Source organism: Psychrobacter jeotgali, assembly GCF_904846315.1.
In the GTDB taxonomy this organism is placed as follows: Bacteria; Pseudomonadota; Gammaproteobacteria; order Pseudomonadales; family Moraxellaceae; genus Psychrobacter; species Psychrobacter jeotgali.
Genome location: NZ_CAJHAF010000001.1, coordinates 1439882 through 1463757 on the forward strand (window position 1 = coordinate 1439882; position 23876 = coordinate 1463757).

Below are 23876 nucleotides of genomic sequence, written 5' to 3' on the forward strand. Positions count from 1 at the left end.
TAGCATGGATATTGAACGCTTTTTAATGGTGGTTTTTGAATGGTCAACAGACCCTAGTATTTATATCCTATAGCAATGTATATAATGGCTGTGATATTTATTTATGGGTGATTGAGAGTATTATGGATACTAGTAATAGTAATAAGAATAACAGCGAACAAGCCAAAGACTCTGCTGTTTGGCTGGCAGAGGGACAATCCAGCCAGCGCGATATGTTGCAGAGTCTGCAAGCGCTAAAAGCTAAATCAGAAACTCCCTTTACTATCATCGCTTCCCATCGTCAAAATCGTCCTGAGATTTTTGAGTTTGCTGATAAGGTCTATTCCGAACTCTCTGAACCCTCTTTATCACGCTGGCAATTGGTGCTTGAACAGGCGCAAAAAAACAAGGTTAAAGTATTGCTCACGGGTCGTAATAGTATCGATTATGAAGCGCAGCGTGATAAGTTTGCCGCCGCTGGTATTCGGCTATTAACCGGTGCCACTAGCGTGGCGGCATTAGAGTCTATTGATGATAAATTTGCCTTTATGCAGCACTGTCAGGCGCATGATATTCCCGTTGCTGCGGCGTGGCGCTTTGATAATAGCGCTGAGCTGAATGCTTTACTTAGCAAACATGGCGATCAACCACTTTGTGTCAAGCCTGTCACTGGCATATTTGCACAAGGGTTTTGGCGGCTGGATACCGGCAAAGCAGATCATGAGCAATACGATAGCTTTGAGCATCTTTACTTTACTGATAGCAAGAAAATCAGCACTGACCAGTTTGTAAATGCTTACGCCAACAGCAAAATGGTACATGAGCGCCCTATCCCGATGCTGCTCATGCCCTATTTAGCTGGACAAGAGTATTCTATCGATGTGGTGTGTGAATATGGTGAAGTGCTAGCCGCTATCACTCGGCATAAAACAGGTAAGGTGCAACATATTGGTTATGATGAAGCGGTTATGGAGGTGGTCATTCCACTGATTAAAGCGTTCAACTGCGACGGTATCGTCAGTGTGCAGACCAAAGCAGATGATAATGGTCAACACTGCGTGCTTGAGATCAATAGTCGTCCCTCTGGGGGCATTGGCTATACGGCTCATAGCGGCGTGGACTTGACCCAAGTCGGCTTTGGCTATTGGCTTGGTTTGACTGACAAGCCTAAACTGGCGAATATCGTTAAGCAAATTAAACCCTGTCAGGTACGTTCGATAATGACCAGTGTAAAGATTGAAGATTAACGATAAGTAACTCTTCAGTTTAACTGTGATACTTAACCCTAAAAAACCCTTTTTTTAGGCGCTATAAAAAATACCAACAAAATCAATAATTTATAATAGGGCTAAAAATGCAGGGTAATTTATGGTATTTTGCCCTCAACGCCTTGTCTTAACTGATTTTTTTGAGGTATAATTCTTCTTAATCACCGCATAGGTGACTTAGAAAGTCGATATGCAGAGCTATGTTGTCTGTATTATCTTAATCACCGCATAGGTGACTTAGAAATGTGCGCAGACTAGCTCAGCTGCTAATACCTGCTTAATCACCGCATAGGTGACTTAGAAATAGCATGTCGGTATACCCGTATTGTTCAGCTACTTAATCACCGCATAGGTGACTTAGAAAAATTTTAGAGATTAATATCATGGCCAAAACCACTTAATCACCGCATAGGTGACTTAGAAAATTATGAACAAACTCAACTTTATCTTCTCGAACTTAATCACCGCATAGGTGACTTAGAAATGCGCTTAGATACACCGCTGATTTTAGATATACTTAATCACCGCATAGGTGACTTAGAAATGTCATCGTAGCGTTTAATGCGCATAATCTAACTTAATCACCGCATAGGTGACTTAGAAACCTACGCCTTCAAAATCAGCAACCGACACACCCTTAATCACCGCATAGGTGACTTAGAAACGATGGCGGCCGCTATTAGTTTATTAGTCTCACTTAATCACCGCATAGGTGACTTAGAAATCATTTACAAGGCGCTGAATAACGCTGATGACCTTAATCACCGCATAGGTGACTTAGAAATGAGACGCAAATCTATTTAATCTCACCACTGCCTTAATCACCGCATAGGTGACTTAGAAATACTATGAGGACAGGCGTAAGGTGTCAGGCAGCTTAATCACCGCATAGGTGACTTAGAAAACGCTACTTGCAGTAAACGAATTAAAAACAGTCTTAATCACCGCATAGGTGACTTAGAAATCATATATTAGTATCACTCAGTTAACCGCAATCTTAATCACCGCATAGGTGACTTAGAAAAGTGTCATACTCATAATCTAGGCAACCTTTTACTTAATCACCGCATAGGTGACTTAGAAATGGTACTTGCAAGATACGTCTATGCCGGTCAACTTAATCACCGCATAGGTGACTTAGAAAGCTCACAAGCAAAGTAACATAGATTGCTTATCCTTAATCACCGCATAGGTGACTTAGAAACATTAGCCTCAGCTATAGCGTTCATCACATCACTTAATCACCGCATAGGTGACTTATGAGCAGCGTTAAAAAATTGCATGCCAATTTTAGCTGCGCAAGGAAAATCCTTTAGATAGGATTTTCAGGAGTCATAACTTCAAGCGTAACCTGAATAGGAAAATCATAGATTTCCCCTTGCGATGGGCTGAGCACTTCCCAAGTGCTCAGAATACCCCCATCTCACACACTTATAGGTGACTTAGAAAAGCGCCGTTACATTATCGGCGGCCATGGCAGCCTTAATCACCGCATAGGTGACTTATGAGAGCCGTTAAAAAATTGTATACCAGTTTTAGGCTCGCAAGGAAAATCCTTTAAATATGAGAACCGTTAAAACAAAGCACTGCTTTGTTAGGTTTGCAAGGGAAATTCTTTAAATAGAATTTCCAAACTCAGAATTCATGCTTCTAAACGCAACTTGATAAAATATATTTCATCGCCTAAGCGGCTTAGAAGTTATAACTCTAAACGTAACCTGAATAAGAAAATCACAGATTTCCTCTTGCGACGAGCTGAACATTCCTCGAATCTTCAGAATACCCCCATCTCACACACTCATAGGTGACTTAGAAAAAATGGAAAGATAAAAATGAGTGTTTAGTCGCATAAACGTTTTTAGATAAAAACGTCCAGCGAGAGTGATTGATTATGAAAAACTTTTAAATCATTCATTTAGACTTCTGTCTTCATCAACGCATAGATGACTTATGAGCAGCGTTAAAAGCTCAGCTTATGCTTGTTTCTTTATCCCTTCTCCCTCTAAAAAAGCACCTTATTATCAAAACCCAATCTAACTCTCAACCCAACTACTAACGCAAATCAGCAAAGCGCCTTATCATAAATATCATCAGTAGCAGCGCCATACCAGCGACGCCAGCCCCGACAAAACCCACGCTTGATAGCGAGATATTAGTCACCGCATAGCCGCCAAGTAGCGCGCCCATCCCAATTCCTAAATTAATAACACCCGAGAACATCGCCATCACCATATCTTGGGCGTTGACATCAATCATAATGACTTTGGCCTGAATAGAGATGATGAGCAGCATCAGTGCCGTGCCCCACAAGAGCGCATTTAGGCTCAGCGCCCATATCGACGTCACCACCAACAGTAGTGTGAGCATAGACACCAACATCACCACCGTCGATACCAGCATCAATAGCGTATTGGACTTATCGCCCCAACGACTGAATATCACACTGCCGATAATCCCAGCGCCGCCGAACAGCAATAGCACTAAAGTAGCGCCATTTTCACTGATTGAACCTACTTCGCGCATAAAAGGTTCGATGTAAGAATAAGCGGCATAATGGGCAGTAAAGACCACAAAACAGAATAAATATAGACAGACTAATAACGGATTTTTCAGCAGCTTAGGCACTTTTGCAAATGAGCCTTCAAACATACTAGGCAGGGTTGGCAAGAGTCTTGCTTGCAAAACAAAGACGATAAAGGCAATCACCCCAATACCGCCAAAGGTCGCACGCCAGCCAAACCATTGACCAACCAAACGCCCTATCGGGACGCCAAGCACCATCGCCAGTGACGTTCCAGTTGCCAGTACACTAAGCGCCAACGCCCTTTTGCCCTCAGGTGCCACGCGCAGGGCTATCGCTGCGGTGATTGACCAAAATATCGCATGCGAAAAGGCAATCCCTACTCGGCTAATCAACAGCACTTGAAAGCTCCATGCCAATACGGAAAGCACATGACTGGCAATAAACACCACAAATACCGCCAGCAATAAACGCTTGCGCTCAAGCCGACTGGTCAGTAACATCAGCGGCAATGACATGGCAGCGACAATCCAAGCGTAAAGCGTCAGCATCCAGCCGGTTTGAGCAGTGGTGATGGAGAAATCCTGCGCAATGTCACTAAGGAGCGCTACCGGAACAAACTCGGTGGTATTGACCACAAAGGCACTGACCCCCATCAAAATCATGCGCAGATATTGGGTTTGCCGCGAGACCGGTTCTGTATCAAGGTGATATGTCATAAAATCCAGTAATAAAAAGATAGCAAGGTGTCAAAACGGCAGCATTAGCCAAAAATAGAGAGAAAGACTAGAGGATATGCGAGTGGCTGAGCAAGATAACAAGCCATAAGACTTAATTAGCGTTGTTTTTTACTTTAGAATGGATAACAAGCTCTATTTCGCAGAAAAACCACCTATAAAAGTACAATAATTATTTAAACCCATTACTTGAATCAGCCGACTGCTAGAAGCAGATACTTATCAAGCTTATGCTTCTATATTCAGTCCGAAATAAAATAGGTACGTTAGGGTCTGTTTTAAAGTGAATCGACTATACAAAATTAAAAGTAGCATTAAAAGCACTATTCAAAGTATCAAGGAATATGAATGTCAAATAAGCCCCACAGCACTACCATTATGCTACCTCGAGGTACACTAGAGCTCAGTTATCAGACCAATAAGGTTAAAGGAAGCGATAGCACTTATCAATTAGAATATTTATTAGGATTTGCTCAGCGTATCAATCCTAAACGTGCATTTTTATTCGTCTCCAAAGTCTTAGGGCGTCATATTCCCGTTGCGCCCAGCACCATGCGCCGCGCCTTTACCGATTTGGCAAACTTAGTACCTTATAATCTGCCTGAACCTATTTTAGTCATTGGTATGGCAGAAACCGCCGTGGGCTTATCCGCTGGTGTGCATCAAGCTTTGCAAACCCGCTATCCCAAGGCATTACTCCTAAACTCCACTCGGCATGCCCAGCATAATCAAAATGATGCTAATACGGCGCGCTTATTGACCACTTTTAGCGAAGATCATAGCCATGCTAGCCAACATTTGATTTATCAAAGTAGCGACCAGAGCATACAAGCAAAACTTCTTGCTAGTAAAACCTTAATTATGGTCGATGACGAAGCCTCAACTGGCAATACTTGTGTCAATGTCGTCACGGCGCTGCGTGATGCTGGACTTGACCAATTAGAGCAAGTACACCTGACCACCCTAGTCGATTGGTCGCTAGATCAGAATCAAAACCAACAACAGGATCAGGGTCAAGCTGACGATAACATAGCTCAGCGCTTGTCTAATATCGACTTTTATCGCCATCATCTGCTAGCGGGTGCTTGGCAATGGATCGATACTCCTAATCCTGAACCGATTATCATGCCCTCGGTCGATACTACCGAAGCTGGTAGTCAAGCGCTGGGCAATACCGGTAATTGGGGACGCATGCCGACACTCGATAGCATCGATGGCTTTGCTGATTACTTAAAAAGGTTTCAACGAAGTTTTACTCGTTTTAGTAATCAAGTAGATTTTGATAAAGCTCAATTGCCACCGCGCATTTTGGTATTAGGCAGTAATGAGTTTGTGTGGTTGCCGTTTTTATTGGCAGAATGGTTAGAAGCCCAGAGTGATGATATCGAAAAAAAATCAACGGTTAAATTTAGTGCCCTTACCCGCTCACCGATTGCCCTTGGTGGTGCGATTAGCACTATGCTCAGCTTTCAGGATAATTATGGACTCGGTATGACCAATTTTGCCTATAACGTTGCGCCTAGCGATTGGGATTTGATTGTATTGTGTGTGGAGACCTCTACCGATAGCGTAGATGATATGTGGCAAGGATTAGATAATGTGTTGGTGGTGGGTGTTGATGATTGAGATTTGGCGTAGGGTGGCACCCTACATGAGCTATTTATTTTGAAGATATGACCCAACCCCAAAACTCATCAATGGAAAATCTTATGTCCACTCCCTTCTTTCAACCTGACTCAAATATCGTAAAACCTTATGCGTTAATGGATTTGGACGACACTCTATTTCAAACTCAGCGTAAAATTGACAAATGGGACTTACCAACAGCTGACGTTGAAGATTTGGTATACGCCACAGTGAATAAAGAAAACGAACCACTTAGTTTGATGACTCAGCGCCAAGCCAACCTTTTTAATTGGTTACTCATTAGTACCGAGCTTATTGCCGTTACCGCGCGTGACCGTGATGAGATTAAACGGGTTAAATTACCTCTTGATAGCTGGCAAGTCTTGACTCATGGTGCCACTATCATTCAGCCAAATGGTGATAGGCTTAATAGTTGGCTACAGCACATTTATAGAGAGCTTAAGCCTTTACAAGATAAACTAAAACAGCTCAGCCAATTATTTGATAAGCACAGCAAAAGTGACGATAGCCAGCTAGTGTTTAAAGCGCATACCGATAGCTTTAACAATGGCTCTGTCAATGAAGATTTGACTATTTATTTGGCGATTAAGCATGCGCAAAAAAACCATCAAGCGCTTGTTGAGTTGGCTAAGCAATTGCCCCATCTAGTCCGCGACTTTGATGATGATTTTTATGTCCATGTTAATGCCAATAACTTAGCGATATTGCCACATGCCATTCATAAGCGGCATGCCGTCCAGTTTTTATTAGACAACCATTTAGATAATGAGCGGCCTAGTTTTGGTTTTGGTGATAGCTTGGCTGACTTGCCATTTTTACAGCTATTAGACTGGTATGGGATGCCCAATCATGGTCAGCTGCACAATCAGCTTGATGCTAAATAACTTATAAAAACACAGTTTATAAAGAAATTATTTATAGAGAAACTATTTATAGAGACGTTACTTATAGAGACACTATGAACCATACGAAAACCCAAGTTTTTGATAAATTCAGCTCAGGCAGCTATCTTGCCAGCGATGTTACTATACTGCTCGATATCGTCGATAAAGATGCGGTTGCTGATGTGCCCGTTGCTCAAAAAGAAGCGCTGATTCAGAGTGGTCAGCGTCACTATTCAGACATGCTAACTTTGGAGCAAGCGCCCACTGCCGTGCACGAGCAATTATATCAGCAGGCATTAGATCAAGGCACAGCTAGAACCGCCACTGATATTGCTAATCTGGCTTATAGCTTACAGCATATTTTTGATAAAACCGTCAGTTTTGATAAAACCGTCAGTGAGGAGCAGCCTTTAGTTCTGGTGAGCTTGGTGCGGGCAGGCTTACCGATTGGGGTATTATTGCAGCGCGCTTTAGCGGATGCAGATAGCAGTTATGCGTTACCAAGTGTGCACTTTGGGATTAGTATTATTCGTGATCGTGGTTTGGATGCGCTAGCCTTGCAAATGATACTGGACGCTTATCCAAATAGCCCTATCGTATTCGTCGACGGCTGGACGGGCAAAGGCGCTATATATCAAGAATTAGCCCAGAGTTTAGCGCCATTTAACGATGCAAACCATGCTCATTTTGCCAATATTTTTCATCAGGGAAAAGACGTTATTCCGCTCTTGACCCTTGCCGATCCGGCAGGGGTTGCTTGGCTTGCTGCCAGTACGGAGGATTGGCTAATTCCATCCGGGCTACTTAATAGTACGGTATCAGGGCTGATATCACGCAGCTTATATACTGAGCCGCAATTGGGTCTGCATCGCAGTGTGTTTTATGATAACTTAGTAGCGGTGGATCATAGCTTGGCATTCGTCAATCAGATTGAGGCGGCAAGACAGCGATTAACCGCCTGCCCCCAGCGTTTGCCAACCTTTAAACAACCCCGTTATCAAACGGCTGATTTGATTGATACCCTTGCGACCCGTTATCAGATTACCAATCGCAACCGCATTAAACCGACGATTGCAGAGGCAACACGGGCTATCCTGCGCCGCGATCCTGAACGTATATTACTGGCTTACCCTGATCATCCTGATACGATTTTACTGCGTCATTTGTGCAGCGAACGAAATATTGATATTACAGTCTTAGGTGCTAAAATATTACCTTACCAAGCCATCACCCTTATTAAACAACGCACAATAAAAAATTAATTTAGGCGGATGCTGAACCCTTATAAGTAGGATAAATGCTTATAGCATTATACCTACTCCATCACTCACTACTACTTATGATAGCCGCTACTATGCCTGATAAACCATCCAATCTTTATGATTATACCCAGTCTTACGCTCATCTGATCACTGAGCGTCATGCGATGATTAAGCCGCACACTCACCATCCCTATCAGTTGGGGGCGAGCCTTTATATGCCGGCGACTCGGCAAGATATTTTGCAAGTGATTAAGCGTGATAAACTGCCTACGATTAATAGTATTATTATCTGTTTAGAAGATGCTGTCAGCCATAATGACGTTGAGCTGGCATTATTACGATTGCAGACTTTGCTTGAGGATTGGGCTAATAATATTGATAGTATAAATGAGCCTTCAAAACAGCCTGATAGTCAAACAGAGCAGCAGACCCATCAAACCCTCCAGCCGACACGACCTTTAGTATTTGTACGTCCACGTAATCCGACTATGCTGCAAAAGCTAGCAGACTTTGAACATATCGACCTGCTCGACGGTTTTGTGTTGCCTAAAGTAGATATGTATAGTTTATCTAATTGGCGCATGGCTTGTCAGAACCTAAGCGATCATCAGCTATTGATGCCGACTCTCGAGACCGCTGCGGTTTTTAATCCGCATCACAATCAAGAGTTGGCGATCGGTTTTAAAGAAGCTTTTAGCCAGCCTGTCTTTGCCCTACGTATCGGCGGCAATGATTTATTTGCGGCTCTGCGTTTGCGTCGTCCTAAGAATAGCATCGTCTATGATACGCCTATCGGTACTCTTGCCTATCAGCTACTAGGCTGCTTTGTGCCGCACGGCTTTTATTTATCAGCGCCAGTATTCGAATACTTGGATGAGCCGGTACTATTTATGCAGGAGCTTGATCGTGATGTCAGCTTGGGATTGGTGGGCAAGACCGTCATTCATCCGAGCCAAATCGCTTTAGTCCAGCAAGCTTACTGCGTACCGATGAGTATCTTGGATGAGGCGCAAGCGATACTGCATAGTGAGGCCAAGGCAGTATTTAAGTATAACAATACTATGCTAGAGCCTGCTACTCACCGGGCTTGGGCGACTGAGATTGTCAATCGCGCCGAAGTATTTGGCACCATCAACGACGGCAATAGTGACTATAACTCCTTGAGCGACTCGCTTTAACCTTTAATTTTTTAATCTTATACCTTTTTCTACTTACTCAGCTAAGGGTTGTATTACTCTCATAAGTTGAGTAAGATGTTTTATAACGTTATTCACAGGGGCGCCGCAAGGCTGAGAAGTACCCTTTGAACCTGATCCAGCTCGTACTGGCGTAGGGAGTGTATAGCAATCATCGTATTATTCATGATTCTATGTATTTTCTCGCCTGCCATTTATTTATGGAGGGGAAATGCAGCCTCAATTGATTCATTCTTGTTTTACCGCAACTCAAACGCAAGCACCCTTGGTGCAAAACATCACTAACTTTGTCGCTATGAATACCGCAGCCAATGTTCTTTTGGCCGCTGGCTGTTCGCCTGCCATGGTTTGGGCTTTAGAAGAAGCGCCTGAATTCGTGCGCTTGGCTCAAGCGCTTACCATCAATATCGGTACCTTATCGCCAGAAGGGTTAGCCGGTATGTTAGCGACAGCAGAAGTCGCTCATCAACATAATATTCCTTGGGTGTTTGACCCCGTTGCGGTAGGTGCCACCAGCTATCGCCAGCAAAGCTGTGCGCAATTATTGAGATTTAAACCTGACATAATCCGTGGTAATGCTTCGGAGATTTTGGCGTTAGCAGGCATGAGCAGCCAAAGCAAAGGCGCTGACAGCGGCGATACTGTCGAATCGGCAAAGCTAGCCGCAGAAGCTTTAACGCAGCATGCCAAGGTGGTCATTGTCACCGGTGAGATTGACTGGGTAACTGATGGCACCCAGCAATGGTCAGTTCATCATGGGGTGCCTATGATGGAGGATGTCACTGCCTTGGGTTGTGCACTCACGGCACTGCTGGGCGGGTTTGTAGGTGCCAATCGTGATAATTTCGCAGCGGCAGCCATCAGCGCACTATGCTATTACGGTCAGGCAGGAGAAGTTGCCGCCCAGCAGGCGCAAGGCCCTGGCAGCTTTTATGTGCATTTTTTAGATGCGCTACATAGCTTGGATGCAGATAATGTAGCCAAAAATGCCAAGGTGACTTCTATAAAAGCCTAATTTTCAACATGCAAGCTGGGCTAAAAGCACCAGCCTACGCCGATATATTTTGCTAGTTGAGATTAGAGTATTATAAAAAAAGGTAAAAAATATGACAAATAACACTCATGAAATAAACGCTAACAATATGAGCAAACCCAGCTCAGCGTTAAGCTTATATCTGGTGACTGACGCTGCCATGTGTAATGAATATGGCTTAATTGATACTGTTTGCGCTGCTATTGATGGCGGGGTCACCATGGTACAACTGCGTGACAAACAAGCCGATGATGAGGAGTTATACCTAACAGCCTGTGCGCTTAAAGAAGCTATCGCAGGACGAGTACCCCTATTACTCAATGATCGGGTAGCTATCGCTAAAAAAGCCAAACTAGATGGCGTACATCTAGGTCAAAGCGATATGTCGATTAATGAAGCTCGGACGCTGCTAGGCTCAGAGGCTTGGCTGGGTTTGTCAGTAAATACGCTAGAGCAATTACAGCAGGCGCATAACCATCATTTATCACAGATAGATTACTTTGGTTTTGGCCCTGTTTTTCCGACCACTACCAAGCGTAACCACGCTACTCCGCTAGGTTTAGAAGGGCTTGCTAAGCTTATTAAATCAAGCCAATTGCCTACGGTAGCTATTGGTGGTATCCACCTAGATACTGCTGCTCAAGTTTATGCTACTGGCTGTGACGGTATTGCGATTGTGTCTGCGATTTGTGCCGCCAAAGACCCAAAGGCCGCCGCTGCATCATTAACTAAAGCAAAAATAAAAGCCAACAGTATGGGAGAGCAGCCATGATTGCCAACATTTTATCTATCGCTGGCACCGACTGTACTGGCGGTGCGGGCATCCAAGCGGATATCAAAGCCATCAGTGCCAATGGCGCTTATGCCATGAGCGTCATTACTGCTGTGGTGGCGCAAAACACCCAAGGCGTCCAGCAAATCCAAATGATGTCGCCTGAGATGGTACGAGCGCAGCTTGATTCGGTGTTTACTGATGTGCATGTCGATGCGGTAAAGATTGGTATGCTCGGTAGCGCTGAGATTATTCGCTGCGTTGGCGAGGCCTTAGCAAAGTACCAACCCAAAAATGTCGTCCTCGATCCGGTTATGGTCGCCAAAAGTGGCGATCGTCTACTCGATACCGACGCCCTAGCTGCCATGCGTGAGCTATTGCCACAAATGGGACTGATCACCCCCAATCTACCAGAAGCCGCTGACTTACTTGGCGTGACAGAAGCCCAAAGCCGTGCCGAGATGATAGTGCAAGCTGAGCAATTTAAAGTGCCAGTGCTACTAAAAGGTGGACATTTAAGCAATGGAGACTCACCCGATTTATTAAGCATTAATAGTCAGCAGCACTGGTTTGAAAGCGAGCGTATTAATACTAAAAATAGCCATGGCACCGGTTGTACCTTATCCGCCGCCATTGCTACTTATTGGGGTCGCGGTGATACGCTTGCAGACGCTTGCGAAAAGGCTAAAGTCTATCTGACGGGCGCTTTGAAAGCGGCAGATAGACTCAATGTCGGACAAGGACAAGGGCCTGTGCATCACTTTTATGAGTTTTATTAACGCCTTGTCTTATTGACATTTTATAAGGCTTTCATCATTTTTCGCCATTTATTGTGAGTCAGACTTATGCTCAAAAAAGGACTACCCTCGCCCTATATCATGTTGGTTTTGGCTCCGCTGTTTTGGGCGACTAGTAACGTCACTGGCAAGCTAGGTAAAGGGTGGCTCACTCCTTACGAGATGACATTTTTTCGCTGGTTTTTAGCCACCCTTATCTTGAGCTTTTTTGCCCGTAAGTTTATTCGTCAAGATTGGGCGCAGCTCAAGCAGCATTGGCTATGGCTGTTCGTCGTAGGTGGTAGCGGCTTCGCCCTGTTTAATATCATTCTTTATAGTGCGTTTTCATTAGGGGCAAGCGTGGTCAATGTATCCATTATCACCGCTTTAATTCCCTTTGGCGTGATTTGTTTTAGTGCCTTTATCTACAAAGACCAACCGCATATCTTGCAGTGGCTGGGTATTGCTATTGCTTTTATGGGGGTGATTTGGGTATTGACTCAAGGTCAACCGTGGGTACTGGCCCAATATAACTTTGCTATAGGTGACGCTTTAGCGCTGGTCACAACTGGTATTTATATCGCCTATTCGCTGGCGCTACGTCATGCGCCCAAGATTCATTGGGCTAGTATGATGTGGGCGATGAGTTTGGCAGGCTTGGTAGTCGCAGCACCTTTTTACGCTTATGATTTGGCTCATAACGGTTTGCATTTTCCAGATTGGCGTGGCTGGCTGATGCTGCTCTATATTGCTGTCTTTATCTCTATAATATCCAAGCTATTTTATATGGAAAGCGTAATTCAGATTGGTGCTAATCGAGCGGCATTGGCGATGAACTTTCTGCCGGTGTTTGGTGCGGTAATGGGAGTTCTATTTTTCAAAGATGAAGTTATGAGTATCAACCATCTTATTGCCTTGGGACTGGTTGTTATTGGTATTGTTTGCTCAGAGTATGGCGCAGCGCTCAAACGCCGACCTTTACCTGAGCGCGCCGGTGCTTACTAATACCTATTAGTGAAACAATATCGTGATAACTAAGCCTGATTTTTTAAGAAGTTCTCAATAACTTTATTAACTTGCTCAGGCTCTTCCACTGTCGAGGTGTGCCCTGCCCCTTTTATGACTTCAAGCTTAGAGCCTTTTATCGCCTGATGCATGCGCTCAGCTTTTGCAACTGGGGTAGCGGTATCTTCGTCGCCCACTATGATCAAAGTTGGCGTAGTGATATTGCTTAACTGCTCATAAGTGCCTTGACGCTCAATCACTCCTAACGTCGCTTTGGTGACCCCTTCTTTGTCATTTTCTTGAAGCATAGAGCGCCATTTTTTCTGTTCAGCTTTGCGAGCTTTGTCATTCAAAAAGCTCTCACCAAACATAATGGGCATCACCTTACCACTAACCGGCTTCATACCCAGCCAGCGAATGGCGGTAAGCAGTTTACGATATTCAGGGATGTTACTAGGATCTTCGGGGTCGGCAGAGGTTTCGAGCAGTATCAAGGTATGTAGTAGCTCAGGACGTTTCAGCGCGACCCGCTGCGCCACAAAACCACCCATAGACAATCCCAAAAAGTGACATTTTTCGATGTTCAGAGCATCAAGCAACGCTAAAGCATCTTCGGCTAAAGTATCCATATCATAGCCAGATTCGGCTACTTGTGACTGACCTTGACCCCTAAAATCAAAAGCAATACAGCGATAATCATTTTTAAAATACTCAACCTGCTTATCATACAAGCGCGTATTCCACAGCAGCCCATGCGCAAATACCATCACTGGCTTTTGGCTATCATTAGGGGCACTATCTTCGTAATAAATCTCGGTATTATTGACTTTGAGCTTTGGCATAATAACTTCCTTGTTTAGTGATTTAGAGGTTTGATAATCTAGAGAATAGACCTGTCCTTGAGTCATTCCTTGCTACTAGAGCCTTTTAGCATAAGGCACAAACTTAGCATTTAATAGCACTATTTTTGAATCAGAAGTTTTTATAGCATATCGTAAAACCCTTCAGCCAGTAATAAGCTTAACCTGTTTGAGTATAAAACCTGCTTTTATAATAATGCCAAGCTGCTATAGTAATCTAGCATTGAGCCATTTATCACTATTAAACAGTCATTTTTAATCAATTATTTTGAATAAGGACAACCCTATGTCGTCATCTCTAGTTGAGTATCAAGTTAATAACCATATTGCTACCATCACCTTGAATGATCCAAAAAGCCTAAACGCATTTAGTACGCCTTTAAAGAACAGCGTGTTAAAAGCGCTTAATGAGGCTGAAGCCGATGATCAGGTTCGAGTCATTGTCCTACAAGGAGCAGGCGGTAACTTTTCAAGTGGTGGCGATATCAAGGAGATGCTCTCTGACGGCATAGACAAAGAAGTCATTTCAAATAAGTTAAAAGGCATGGTCGAGGGTGCGGGAGAAGTGAGCCTAAAGCTGCGCAAAATTCATAAGCCTATTATTGCTAAGTTAGAGGGCGCAGTTGCCGGCGCAGGTATGAATCTAGCCTTAACTTGTGACTTTCGTATCACCGCCGATAATGCAAAATTTATACAAGCCTTTGTACACATTGGCTTAGTACCCGATGCTGGCGGAGTCTATTTATTGAACCAATTAATCGGTCCTGCTAAGACCGCTGAGCTGGTAATGCTCGGTGAAAAAGTCAGCGCTACAGAAATGGCGGATTTAAACTTGGTCAACCAAGTGGTGCCAGTAGAAGCACTAGATGAAGCGGTATTAAAACTGGCTTCGCGTCTGAGTGCCCTACCCGGTAAAGCCTTATCCAGCATGAAGGATATGCTCAATACTCATGCCTACTTTGGTCTCAACGAAGCACTCGATATGGAAGTGCATCAGCAAGCTCGCCTAGCAAAAACTGATGACTTTATCGAAGGCGTGACTGCTTTTGTAGAAAAGCGTAAGCCGGTATATCAAGGCAAGTAGATAGCAAACCAAGCTTATTTTGTTAGAAAGTATTAACTATTAAAGTATCAGGTTATTAAAATATCAAGCACCATTAAAAAGACTTCGCTTATATGCTAAGCGAAGTCTTTTTATTTATAATTCTAACGATAATATAAAGCCCCTATCAATCTAGCTTATTTACTTAGCTGGAGGCCCCCATTGATTGGTCTCAAATTTGGTTTGGCTAACGAAGAATATCAACAACACAATAGAACCTATAAGCGGGATAAGCGATAACAAAACCCACCATCCTGAGCGGCTGGTATCATGCAGTCTGCGAATAGTAACCGCCAAACCCGGTACGAACAGACCCAACGCCACTATTCCATAGAACAAAGGAAACCCTGAATCAAACAACATAGCATCAATCATTGAAGTAATGAACATCAGCACCGTATGTACCAGTACAAAATACCAGTATTCTTTCCGCCGAGCTCGACCAGAAAAATTGGTATAATTTCTCAGTGATTTTTTGAACCAATCGATAATACTATAATTTTCTTCTGCGGCATAAATATCATTATTATCGATAGTAGGATTAGTTGATGGGGGCTGGTAAACCTTATCAAGCGTAGTTTTGTTTTCTCTAGGATCTATCATGGGCTCTCTCTAAAGGTTGGTGTTATGCGTTAGAAGCAGAGTCTGACTTCTGCTGATAGGGTAAGGTAAATATCTTGTCAAAGATCAAAGTAAAGATAAAAGTATAAACCAAAAAGAATAATAGTAATGCAGCTTCCATCTTGAAAGCTTTTATCACACTCACATCGTACCATATCATGTATAACGGTAAGCAAATTAGTACCAACCCGCCTTCAAAACCTACAGCATGAATAACCCGTATCAAGAGTGTACGCTGCGCTGCCCGCCGGCGACGCTCCCAAGCCTCAAAAGCGGTGTTATAAATAAAATTCCAAATGACTGCTGCCAATGACACCATCACCGCTACCGGCAAGGATTCTGCAGCATCGCCACCACTTAGCAGCATCAACACAAAGGTAGATGCAATAATAGCAATAATCTCAAAAATGACCACATAAACGATACGACGTTTTAGCGGAGATAAAGTAATCACCACGACTCCAAAGCACGTAAGTGCCTAATTAAAGCACCTAGTTAAAGTATCGGTCCGTCCCGAGATAGAAAAATAAATAGAATGCAAAGCCACGGTTTCCGCCTGCGCTGATATTATACCTAAAACAGTGTTATTAGACAGGGCGTGCTTAAATCAAAAAAACCCCGCATCATGACGATACGGGGTTCCTATTTAAATAAAAGCTGTAAAACTTCAAAACGTTTAGATTAAAGACCTAAGTCAACTGAGCAACGTTAATCTTATCCGCTTCTTCAGTGTACTCTTCCATACGGTCGAAGTTCATGTACTGATAGACTTCATCGCCCATGCTGTTGAGCATGCCAGCGTACTGCTGATATTCATCGTTAGTTGGCAGTTTACCCAGTACCGCGGCTACCGCTGCAAGCTCGGCAGAAGCTAGGTAAACGTCAGCGCCTTGACCCAAACGGTTCGGGAAGTTACGGGTTGAGGTCGATACCGCCGTAGAGTTCGGGGCGATACGTGCTTGGTTACCCATACATAGTGAACAACCTGGCATCTCAGTACGAGCGCCGGCTTGTGCATAAATATTGTAGTAACCCTCTTCCATCAACTGACGCGCATCCATCTTCGTCGGTGGCGCAATCCATAGACGAGTCTTGAGGCTACCTGCTGGGACGTCTTGTAGCAATTTACCCGCCGCACGGAAGTGACCAATGTTAGTCATACATGAACCAATGAATACTTCATCAATGGTATCGCCAGCAACGTCAGCCAAAGTTTTAGCATCGTCTGGATCGTTCGGGCAGCACAGGATTGGCTCTTTAATCTCAGACATATCGATAGTCATATCGATAGCGTATTCTGCATCTTCGTCAGCACGCATTAGGCTTGGATTAGCTAGCCATTCTTGCATTTGCTCAACACGGCGGCTAATGGTACGCGCGTCGCCATAGCCTTCTGAGATCATCCACTTTAGAAGCGTGATGTTTGAGTTTAAATACTCAGTCACTGACTCTTCAGATAAGGTAATCGTACAACCAGCAGCACTACGCTCAGCTGAGGCATCAGATAATTCAAACGCTTGCTCAGCCGTTAGGTCTTCTAGACCTTCAATCTCAAGAATACGGCCGTTGAACTCATTGATTTTACCTTTTTTATCAACGGTCAAATAACCTTCTTTGATAGCTTGATAAGGAATCGCATGGACTAGGTCACGCAAGGTGATACCAGGCTGGCGCTCGCCAACGAAGCGCACACGCACAGACTCAGGCATATCAAGTGGCATAACACCAGTCGCTGCAGCAAATGCAACCAGACCAGAACCGGCTGGGAACGAGATACCCATTGGGAAACGGGTATGCGAATCACCACCCGTACCAACGGTATCTGGAAGCAGCATACGGTTCAACCAGCTATGGATAATACCATCACCCGGGCGTAAGCTCACGCCGCCGCGGTTCATGATAAAGTCAGGTAGGGTGTGCTGAGTCTCAACGTCAACTGGCTTTGGATAAGCGGCGGTATGACAGAATGACTGCATCACAAGATCCGCTTGGAAACCCAAGCATGCCAAGTCTTTTAGCTCATCACGAGTCATCGGACCAGTAGTATCTTGCGAGCCAACGGTAGTCATCTTAGGCTCACAGTACATACCCGGACGTACGCCTTCTAGACCACAAGCTTTTCCGACCATTTTTTGAGCAAGCGTAAAGCCTTTACCAGTATCGGCAGGCTCTTCTGGCTTAGCAAACACATCTGAATGACCAAGACCCATATATTCACGTGCGCGATTAGTCAATCCGCGACCAACGATTAATGGAATACGGCCACCAGCACGCACTTCATCAAGCAAAGTTGGTGAGTTGAGTTTAAACTCAGAGATCACTTCATCAGAATCATGCTTGGTGATTTTGCCATCATGCGGATAGATATCAAACACATCACCCATATCGATATTGTCAACAGCAACTTTTTCGATAGGCAAAGCGCCAGAATCTTCCATAGTGTTAAAGAAGATAGGAGCGATATTGTTACCAAGTACTAGACCACCGCCGCGTTTATTTGGCACATTAGGAATATCTTCGCCCATCAGCCATAATACTGAGTTGGTCGCAGATTTGCGGCTAGAGCCGGTACCTACTACATCACCAACATAAGCTAAGGGATGGCCTTTTTCTTTAAGCGCTTCGATCTGCTTCATTGGACCCACTACGCCTTCTTCATCAGCAGTAATGCCGTCGCGAGAGTTTTTGTGCATAGCTAATGAATGTAGTGGAATGTCCGGACGGCTCCATGCATCTTGTGCAGGTGATAAGTCATCGGTGTTAGTTTCACCAGTAACTTTGAATGCAGTGTAAGTTGACTTTTTAGGAACTTCTGCACGGTTTAAGAACCATTCAGCATCAGCCCAAGATTGGATAACTTCTTTAGCGATGTCATTACCCGCTTCAGCTTTTTCAGTGACGTCGTTGAAGGCATCAAATACCAGCAAAGTCTTTTTCAAAGCTTCGGCAGCGTCTTGAGCAACATCGGCATCATCTAGCGCAGCAACTAATGGCTGAACGTTGTAGCCGCCTTGCATAGTACCTAGGATTTCAATCGCTTTTTTCTTATCGATAAGTGGCGACGTTGCTTCACCCTTAAGGATAGCAGCCAAAAAAGCAGCTTTCACATAAGCAGCTTGGTCAACCCCAGCAGGAATACGATTCTCTAACAAGTCCATCAAGAACTCATTTTCACCGGCTGGTGGGTTTTTGAGAAGCTCAACCAATTGGGCTACTTGCTGCTCATTAAGTGGAAGGGGAACCGTTCCTTGTTCGGCACGTTCTGCGACATGTTTACGATAAGCTTCTAACACAATAATCGTCCTCGTCAGTTGGAGATTAGCACATCACGTGAGTAGTCAGGATGACTGCCTACATCGATGTGCTATAAGAGATGGTCAATCAAATAATTATTCGTGCAATGATAGCTTAAAACGCTCAAAATGTTAATGACTCAGCTAATAAAAGGCCCATAATAGCGCCATATTGGCTATTTATTATAAAAATGGTGCTATAAATAGGGCGATTGAGCCTATTTTTATCGTCAACCATAAGTAGGTAAAGTATCTAACTGCTGCTTAACTATGGTCAATTTATTTTGCTAGATATAGTTCGGCTGATATACTCTTTTAGGAGAGTACCCCTCAAAAAATGTAGTGCAGGAAAAGCACATCTGATAACGTACGATATTATCGTAGCAAAACCGATTAAGGATGACAGTATGCCAAACCAAGCTAATTATGAAAAAGGTCTAAAAGTGCGCACCCAAGTGATGGGTGGAGATCATGTCAAACGCTCTCTTGATTCTGCAACGCCGTTCACTCAGCCGCTACAAGACTGGATCATTGAACATGCTTGGGGCAGTACATGGCAAGATGATTCAATATTACCGCGCAAATATCGCTCCCTAATTACCATCGCATTTTTGATCGCTCAAAAAAGCCCAAATGAGTTGAAAGGTCATATTCGCGGCGCCATAAACAACGGTGCCAGTGTGTCAGAGATTCAAGAAGTACTCATGCATAGCCTACCGTACTGCGGTGCCCCTGCTACCCAAGAAGCTTTTCGGGCCGCTATAGAGATACTGAATGAACTGAATATTGATTTGAATAAAATTGATAACTGATAAAAATATAGGGCTATGACCAACAGATGAGCAAAAAAATCAGATGCTATATCTGCTATAATAACTCAACTCATAAAACATGCTGATAATTCCATAAACCCTTACTTTATAAAGGGTTAAGAGATGATTTAATTATGACAATTGCCGTTCAAACCCATGTTCCTGCTGCCAAAGCAAAGCCCAAAAAAGCCGTTCAAGGCGAAAAGCTGCGCGGCTACGATAAAGTAGCGCGCATCCCTATTAAAGTAATCCCAACGGTCGAAGCGAAGAAAAAGCCCGATTGGATTCGAGTCAAGATGTCATCGCCAGCTGAGGTAGCGCGCATCAAAGCCACCTTACGTAAGCAAAAGCTCTATACCGTTTGCGAAGAGGCTGCCTGCCCCAACTTGCCGCAGTGCTTTGCCGATGGTACCGCCACCTTTATGATTATGGGTGATATCTGTACGCGCCGCTGTCCATTCTGCGATGTGGCACATGGTCGTCCTAATAATTTAGATCCGGATGAGCCGCGCCATACCGCTGAGACTATATTAGGTTTAGGACTTAAATATGCGGTGATCACCTCGGTAGATCGTGATGATCTAAAAGATGGCGGGGCCCAGCATTTTGTCGATGTGATTAATGAATCAAAGGCGCTGAGCCCGAACTGTTTGATTGAAATACTGGTGCCAGATTTCCGTGGTCGTATGGATATCGCTTTGGATTTATTAACCGAAACTGCACCCGATGTCTTTAACCATAACATTGAGACTGTGCCGCGTTTATATAAAGCCTTCCGCCCGGGTTCTGATTACCAGCATTCGCTTGATTTGCTCAAGCTCTATAAAAAGCGCCGTCCAGATATCGCTACCAAATGCGGCTTTATGGTCGGACTGGGTGAAACTGAAGAAGAGATATACGCCCTACTCGATGACCTAAAAGCACATAACGTCGATATGGTAACCGTTGGTCAGTATTTGCAGCCCAGTAAAAATCATGCGCCGGTTGATCGCTATGTCCATCCCGACGAGTTCCAACGCTATATGGATTATGGTAAAAAAATTGGTTTATTTAGCGTATGGGCAGGTCCAATGGTACGCTCAAGCTACTTTGCTGATCGTCAATATTATGGCGAAGATTGCCCTGCTCCTGTACGTAGTAAAAAAGCACTTGAGGCAGAAGGTAAAACTGAAGGCAAACTTGGTTGTTAATAAGCCATTGATTGCGCTATCTGTATATAAAGAGGAGACCCAATAAGGTCTCTTTTTTATTAGCGCCAATTAGCAAAGTAGTTATCCTAATTAGGTAAGATAATGCTATATTTTAAATATAGCTTTATTCTCAATTATCTAAGATTATTTGCTTAGGCTTTGGTTCATACTAAGTTGACAGTCAGGTAAATATCATAAATTAATAACCCTGTACCCTCTTATTAAAGAAGGATTGACCGATGAGCAGTAAATTTATTCCACAACAAGGCTCTTGCTCCTGTTATAGCAATACTTATACTATTAATCATACCCCTATTGAACGCTTTATTTGCCACTGCACTATTTGTCAAGAATATACTGGTCAGGCTTATAATGATGTGACAATTTTACTCAAGTCAGATGTAGATGACTTAAACTTGATTAGAACCAAGTTTCGCCGCTGGAAACTACCGCCCAATATTAGCCGAGGGCTTTGTACTCGCTGTAATAAACCTAGTATAGAGAAAGCAGTGGGTGGCAATCTGATCCTGATACCTACGAGCAATTATCCTGATGTAACCGCCTTGCCCAAGCCTACTATGCATCTATTTTATAATCGGCGTGTTGAGGATATAGAAGACAACTTGCCCAAGTATAAGGGTTTTATACAAAGTCAGGCCATGATAGTAAAAGCTCTTGCGCAGGGTATGTATAAAAGAGTGGCTAAACGTTAGTGGCTGTATTTAGAACCTATATCTAGAGTTTAAGTTTAAAATCTAAGACTAGAATATAAAAAGGGTGAGTAACAGATAACCGTTACTCACCCTTTTTATTTATACCTTTAGTAGTCTCATAAATCGTTCAAAACTAACGCTTTATACTACTAAAGTCGGCGTTGGCTTGCCACTGGTTTTTATATTCCAAACCGCAATCATCAATACTATAAACCCGCCTATTAACCCGGTAGTTATCTCAGGGTAAATGAGCAGCAACGCACCAATCGCTAATATGGCACGGGTTACCGGATTCATAACACCTCTAAAAAAACCTTCCAAGGCTACACTTAAAGCGATAACTCCGGTCACAGAAGTCACCACCACCGTCACGATATCAACAATAGGAGGTAGCGGGAAATCTTTTGCCGTCACCGCCAACCCTGTAGGATCTATCATCAGCATGGTTGGGTTGTAGATAAACATAAAGGGCACGATAAATCCAGCTAGCGCTAGTTTTAGCGACAAGAATCCTGTCTTCATCGGATCGCCGCCTGATATACCTGCACCTGCAAAGGCGGCGAGACAGACTGGCGGGGTAATATTAGCAAAAATACCGAAGTAGAAGACAAACATGTGCGCCGATAAAATAGGAATATCAAATCCAGCCAAAGCCGGTGCGGCCATGGTGGCGGTAATAATATAGGCTGGAATAGACGGCAGTCCCATCCCGAGCACCATTGACGCTAGCATGGTTAAAATAAGGGTGAGAAATAATGATCCTGCCCCCAAGGTTACGATAGATGAGGTCATTACCGTACCAAAGCTGGTTAAACTCACTACCCCAATAATCACCCCGACCACCGCACACGCTGCCATTACCGCTAGTGATTGGCGAGCGCCATCTTCTAAAGCACCCAAAATATCACTAACCCCCATACGGGTTTCTTTACGCAGCATACTAATTACCACGGTAAAACCAATAGTATAAGCAGCAGCGTAACCTACAGGGACGTTTTTAATTAACAAGTAAATCAAAAACACAATAGGCAGTAACATATGTCCGCGTGCTTTTAATACATCCTTGACTCGAGGTAAGCTTTCCTTGGCAATACCCTTTAAGTCGCGGCGTCCAGCACGGAAATGCACTTGCGCAATAACGCCTAAATAATAAAGCACGGCTGGCAATAAGGCGGCCAAAGCAATGGTGCTATAAGGCAAGCCTGTGGTTTCTGCCATAATAAAGGCACTGGCGCCCATAATAGGCGGCAATATTTGCCCGCCGACTGATGCACTTGCTTCTACCGCTCCGGCAAAATCTTTATGATAACCGACCTTTTTCATCAAAGGAATAGTAAAAGCACCGGTGCTAACGACGTTTGATAAGGCTGAACCATTAATACTGCCCATAAAGCCGCTGGAGATTACTGCTACTTTGGCAGGCCCGCCTTTTTTGTCCCCTGCCAGCGCCAAGGCTAAATCGTTAAACAGCTGCCCCATACCGGAACGCGCTAAAAACGCCCCAAATAGAATGAACAAAAAGATAAAAGTTACCGACGCACCGATAGCAACAGAATATAAGCCTTCGGTCTTTAAAAACAATTGACCAAAGATATCGCCCATATCATAAGGGCGTGTCAGTAAGCGATCAGGCATAAAGTCGAAATGACTAACAAACGGATAAGCCAAAAATATCGATGCCAATATGGGCAAAATCCAGCCGGTAATTCGGCGACTACCTTCAAGTACACAAATCACTGTGATAATAGAAAATATCACATCAACTTGATTGGCCATACCGCCACGCGAGGTGACAATATCTTGATATTCATAGATAAGGTAGCTCATCCCTGATAAGGACAACGCAAACCAAATCCAATCGTACCAAGCCACACGCTGGCGACTACTCTTTTTACTAGCCGGAAAAATCAAAAATATAAGGGCAAAACCAACGCCTACGTGCACGGAGCGCTGTAATAATGCAGGCATCGGATTAAAAGTGATATATAAATGAAAGAGGGAATATAAGATACAAATCCCAGCGATAAAATATTTGACTGGACCTTGGGTGATTTGGCGAGTAATTGATTCACGGTCGTACTTTTCTAATATAGCTTGATTGTGAGCCTGTACTTCAAGCTCAGTATCAACATGGGTATCCGCTTGGTCGGGGGAATGAATAGACTCGTCAACCCTGTTATCTGACATTGCTGCCATATTATTCAC

Annotated in this window: 19 protein-coding genes, 1 CRISPR repeat array and 1 riboswitch; of the genes, 13 read left to right on the forward strand and 6 right to left on the reverse strand. The window is 43.8% G+C overall.

Annotated elements, in window-relative coordinates:
* Positions 1-122 precede the first annotated feature (122 nt).
* Positions 123-1226, forward strand: a complete 1104-nt coding sequence (locus JMX18_RS05720; RefSeq protein WP_201585581.1) for an ATP-grasp domain-containing protein — start codon at positions 123-125, stop codon at positions 1224-1226.
* 177 nt (positions 1227-1403) lie between these two features.
* A CRISPR array of direct repeats spans positions 1404-2511; the repeat unit is 28 nt; unit sequence CTTAATCACCGCATAGGTGACTTAGAAA.
* Between the two features lie 788 nt (positions 2512-3299).
* Here JMX18_RS05720 and JMX18_RS05725 read toward each other — a convergent pair.
* Positions 3300-4487, reverse strand: a complete 1188-nt coding sequence (locus JMX18_RS05725; protein ID WP_201585583.1) for a sugar transporter — start codon at positions 4485-4487, stop codon at positions 3300-3302.
* A 366-nt stretch (positions 4488-4853) separates the two neighbouring features.
* Between JMX18_RS05725 and JMX18_RS05730 the strand changes: the two genes are divergently transcribed.
* The 8 genes from JMX18_RS05730 (at position 4854) to JMX18_RS05765 (ending at position 13080) form a co-directional block, all read left to right on the forward strand.
* Positions 4854-6131, forward strand: a complete 1278-nt coding sequence (locus JMX18_RS05730; protein WP_201585585.1) for a phosphoribosyltransferase domain-containing protein — start codon at positions 4854-4856, stop codon at positions 6129-6131.
* Between the two features lie 83 nt (positions 6132-6214).
* Positions 6215-7036 carry an HAD hydrolase family protein gene (locus JMX18_RS05735; protein WP_201585587.1) on the forward strand — a complete coding sequence of 274 codons (822 nt, stop codon included), beginning with the start codon at positions 6215-6217 and terminating at the stop codon, positions 7034-7036.
* Between the two features lie 74 nt (positions 7037-7110).
* Positions 7111-8298, forward strand: a complete 1188-nt coding sequence (locus JMX18_RS05740) for a cysteine protease StiP domain-containing protein (protein WP_201585589.1) — start codon at positions 7111-7113, stop codon at positions 8296-8298.
* A 92-nt stretch (positions 8299-8390) separates the two neighbouring features.
* The gene (locus JMX18_RS05745) at positions 8391-9476 is read left to right on the forward strand and encodes an HpcH/HpaI aldolase/citrate lyase family protein (RefSeq protein WP_201585591.1); all 1086 of its coding nucleotides are present in this window, start codon (positions 8391-8393) and stop codon (positions 9474-9476) included.
* An 86-nt stretch (positions 9477-9562) separates the two neighbouring features.
* Positions 9563-9651: riboswitch (TPP riboswitch) on the forward strand.
* 54 nt (positions 9652-9705) lie between these two features.
* Positions 9706-10509 (forward strand): hydroxyethylthiazole kinase, encoded by an 804-nt coding sequence (thiM, locus tag JMX18_RS05750; protein ID WP_201585593.1) that lies wholly within the window; start codon positions 9706-9708, stop codon positions 10507-10509.
* A gap of 91 nt (positions 10510-10600) precedes the next feature.
* Entirely contained in the window at positions 10601-11299 is a 699-nt protein-coding gene (thiE, locus tag JMX18_RS05755) for a thiamine phosphate synthase (protein WP_227674575.1), read from the forward strand.
* Positions 11296-12078 carry a bifunctional hydroxymethylpyrimidine kinase/phosphomethylpyrimidine kinase gene (gene thiD, locus JMX18_RS05760; protein WP_201585595.1) on the forward strand — a complete coding sequence of 261 codons (783 nt, stop codon included), beginning with the start codon at positions 11296-11298 and terminating at the stop codon, positions 12076-12078. Before thiE ends, thiD begins: the two co-directional genes overlap by 4 nt.
* A 66-nt stretch (positions 12079-12144) precedes the next feature.
* A complete protein-coding gene (locus tag JMX18_RS05765) occupies positions 12145-13080 on the forward strand; it encodes a DMT family transporter (RefSeq protein ID WP_201585597.1) in 936 nt (311 codons plus the stop codon).
* A 29-nt stretch (positions 13081-13109) separates the two neighbouring features.
* Here JMX18_RS05765 and JMX18_RS05770 read toward each other — a convergent pair whose 3' ends face one another.
* On the reverse strand, positions 13110-13922 hold the full coding sequence (locus tag JMX18_RS05770) for an alpha/beta fold hydrolase (protein ID WP_201585599.1): 813 nt from the start codon (positions 13920-13922) through the stop codon (positions 13110-13112).
* Positions 13923-14226: 304 nt separating this feature from the next.
* On the opposite strand from JMX18_RS05770, the gene JMX18_RS05775 reads away from it, so the two are divergent.
* Positions 14227-15024: an enoyl-CoA hydratase/isomerase family protein gene (locus tag JMX18_RS05775; RefSeq protein ID WP_201585601.1), complete on the forward strand. Its 798-nt coding sequence runs from the start codon at positions 14227-14229 to the stop codon at positions 15022-15024.
* 159 nt (positions 15025-15183) lie between these two features.
* Here the strand turns inward: JMX18_RS05775 and JMX18_RS05780 are convergent, their stop codons facing one another.
* The 3 genes from JMX18_RS05780 to acnB form a co-directional block, all read right to left on the reverse strand.
* On the reverse strand, positions 15184-15645 hold the full coding sequence (locus tag JMX18_RS05780) for a DUF805 domain-containing protein (protein WP_201585603.1): 462 nt from the start codon (positions 15643-15645) through the stop codon (positions 15184-15186).
* A 22-nt stretch (positions 15646-15667) separates the two neighbouring features.
* Entirely contained in the window at positions 15668-16117 is a 450-nt protein-coding gene (locus JMX18_RS05785) for a PACE efflux transporter (protein ID WP_201585612.1), read from the reverse strand.
* A gap of 235 nt (positions 16118-16352) precedes the next feature.
* On the reverse strand, positions 16353-18956 hold the full coding sequence (gene acnB, locus JMX18_RS05790) for a bifunctional aconitate hydratase 2/2-methylisocitrate dehydratase (RefSeq protein WP_201585614.1): 2604 nt from the start codon (positions 18954-18956) through the stop codon (positions 16353-16355).
* 407 nt (positions 18957-19363) lie between these two features.
* Between acnB and JMX18_RS05795 the strand changes: the two genes are divergently transcribed.
* From JMX18_RS05795 to JMX18_RS05805, 3 genes are all read left to right on the forward strand, one after another.
* Positions 19364-19768 (forward strand): carboxymuconolactone decarboxylase family protein, encoded by a 405-nt coding sequence (locus JMX18_RS05795; RefSeq protein ID WP_201585622.1) that lies wholly within the window; start codon positions 19364-19366, stop codon positions 19766-19768.
* A 134-nt stretch (positions 19769-19902) separates the two neighbouring features.
* Entirely contained in the window at positions 19903-20958 is a 1056-nt protein-coding gene (lipA, locus tag JMX18_RS05800; protein ID WP_201585631.1) for a lipoyl synthase, read from the forward strand.
* Between the two features lie 239 nt (positions 20959-21197).
* Positions 21198-21671: a GFA family protein gene (locus tag JMX18_RS05805; protein WP_201585633.1), complete on the forward strand. Its 474-nt coding sequence runs from the start codon at positions 21198-21200 to the stop codon at positions 21669-21671.
* A 141-nt stretch (positions 21672-21812) separates the two neighbouring features.
* On the opposite strand, the gene JMX18_RS05810 is transcribed toward JMX18_RS05805, so the two are convergent.
* A complete protein-coding gene (locus JMX18_RS05810) occupies positions 21813-23858 on the reverse strand; it encodes a TRAP transporter permease (RefSeq protein WP_406947365.1) in 2046 nt (681 codons plus the stop codon).
* Positions 23859-23876 lie beyond the last annotated feature (18 nt).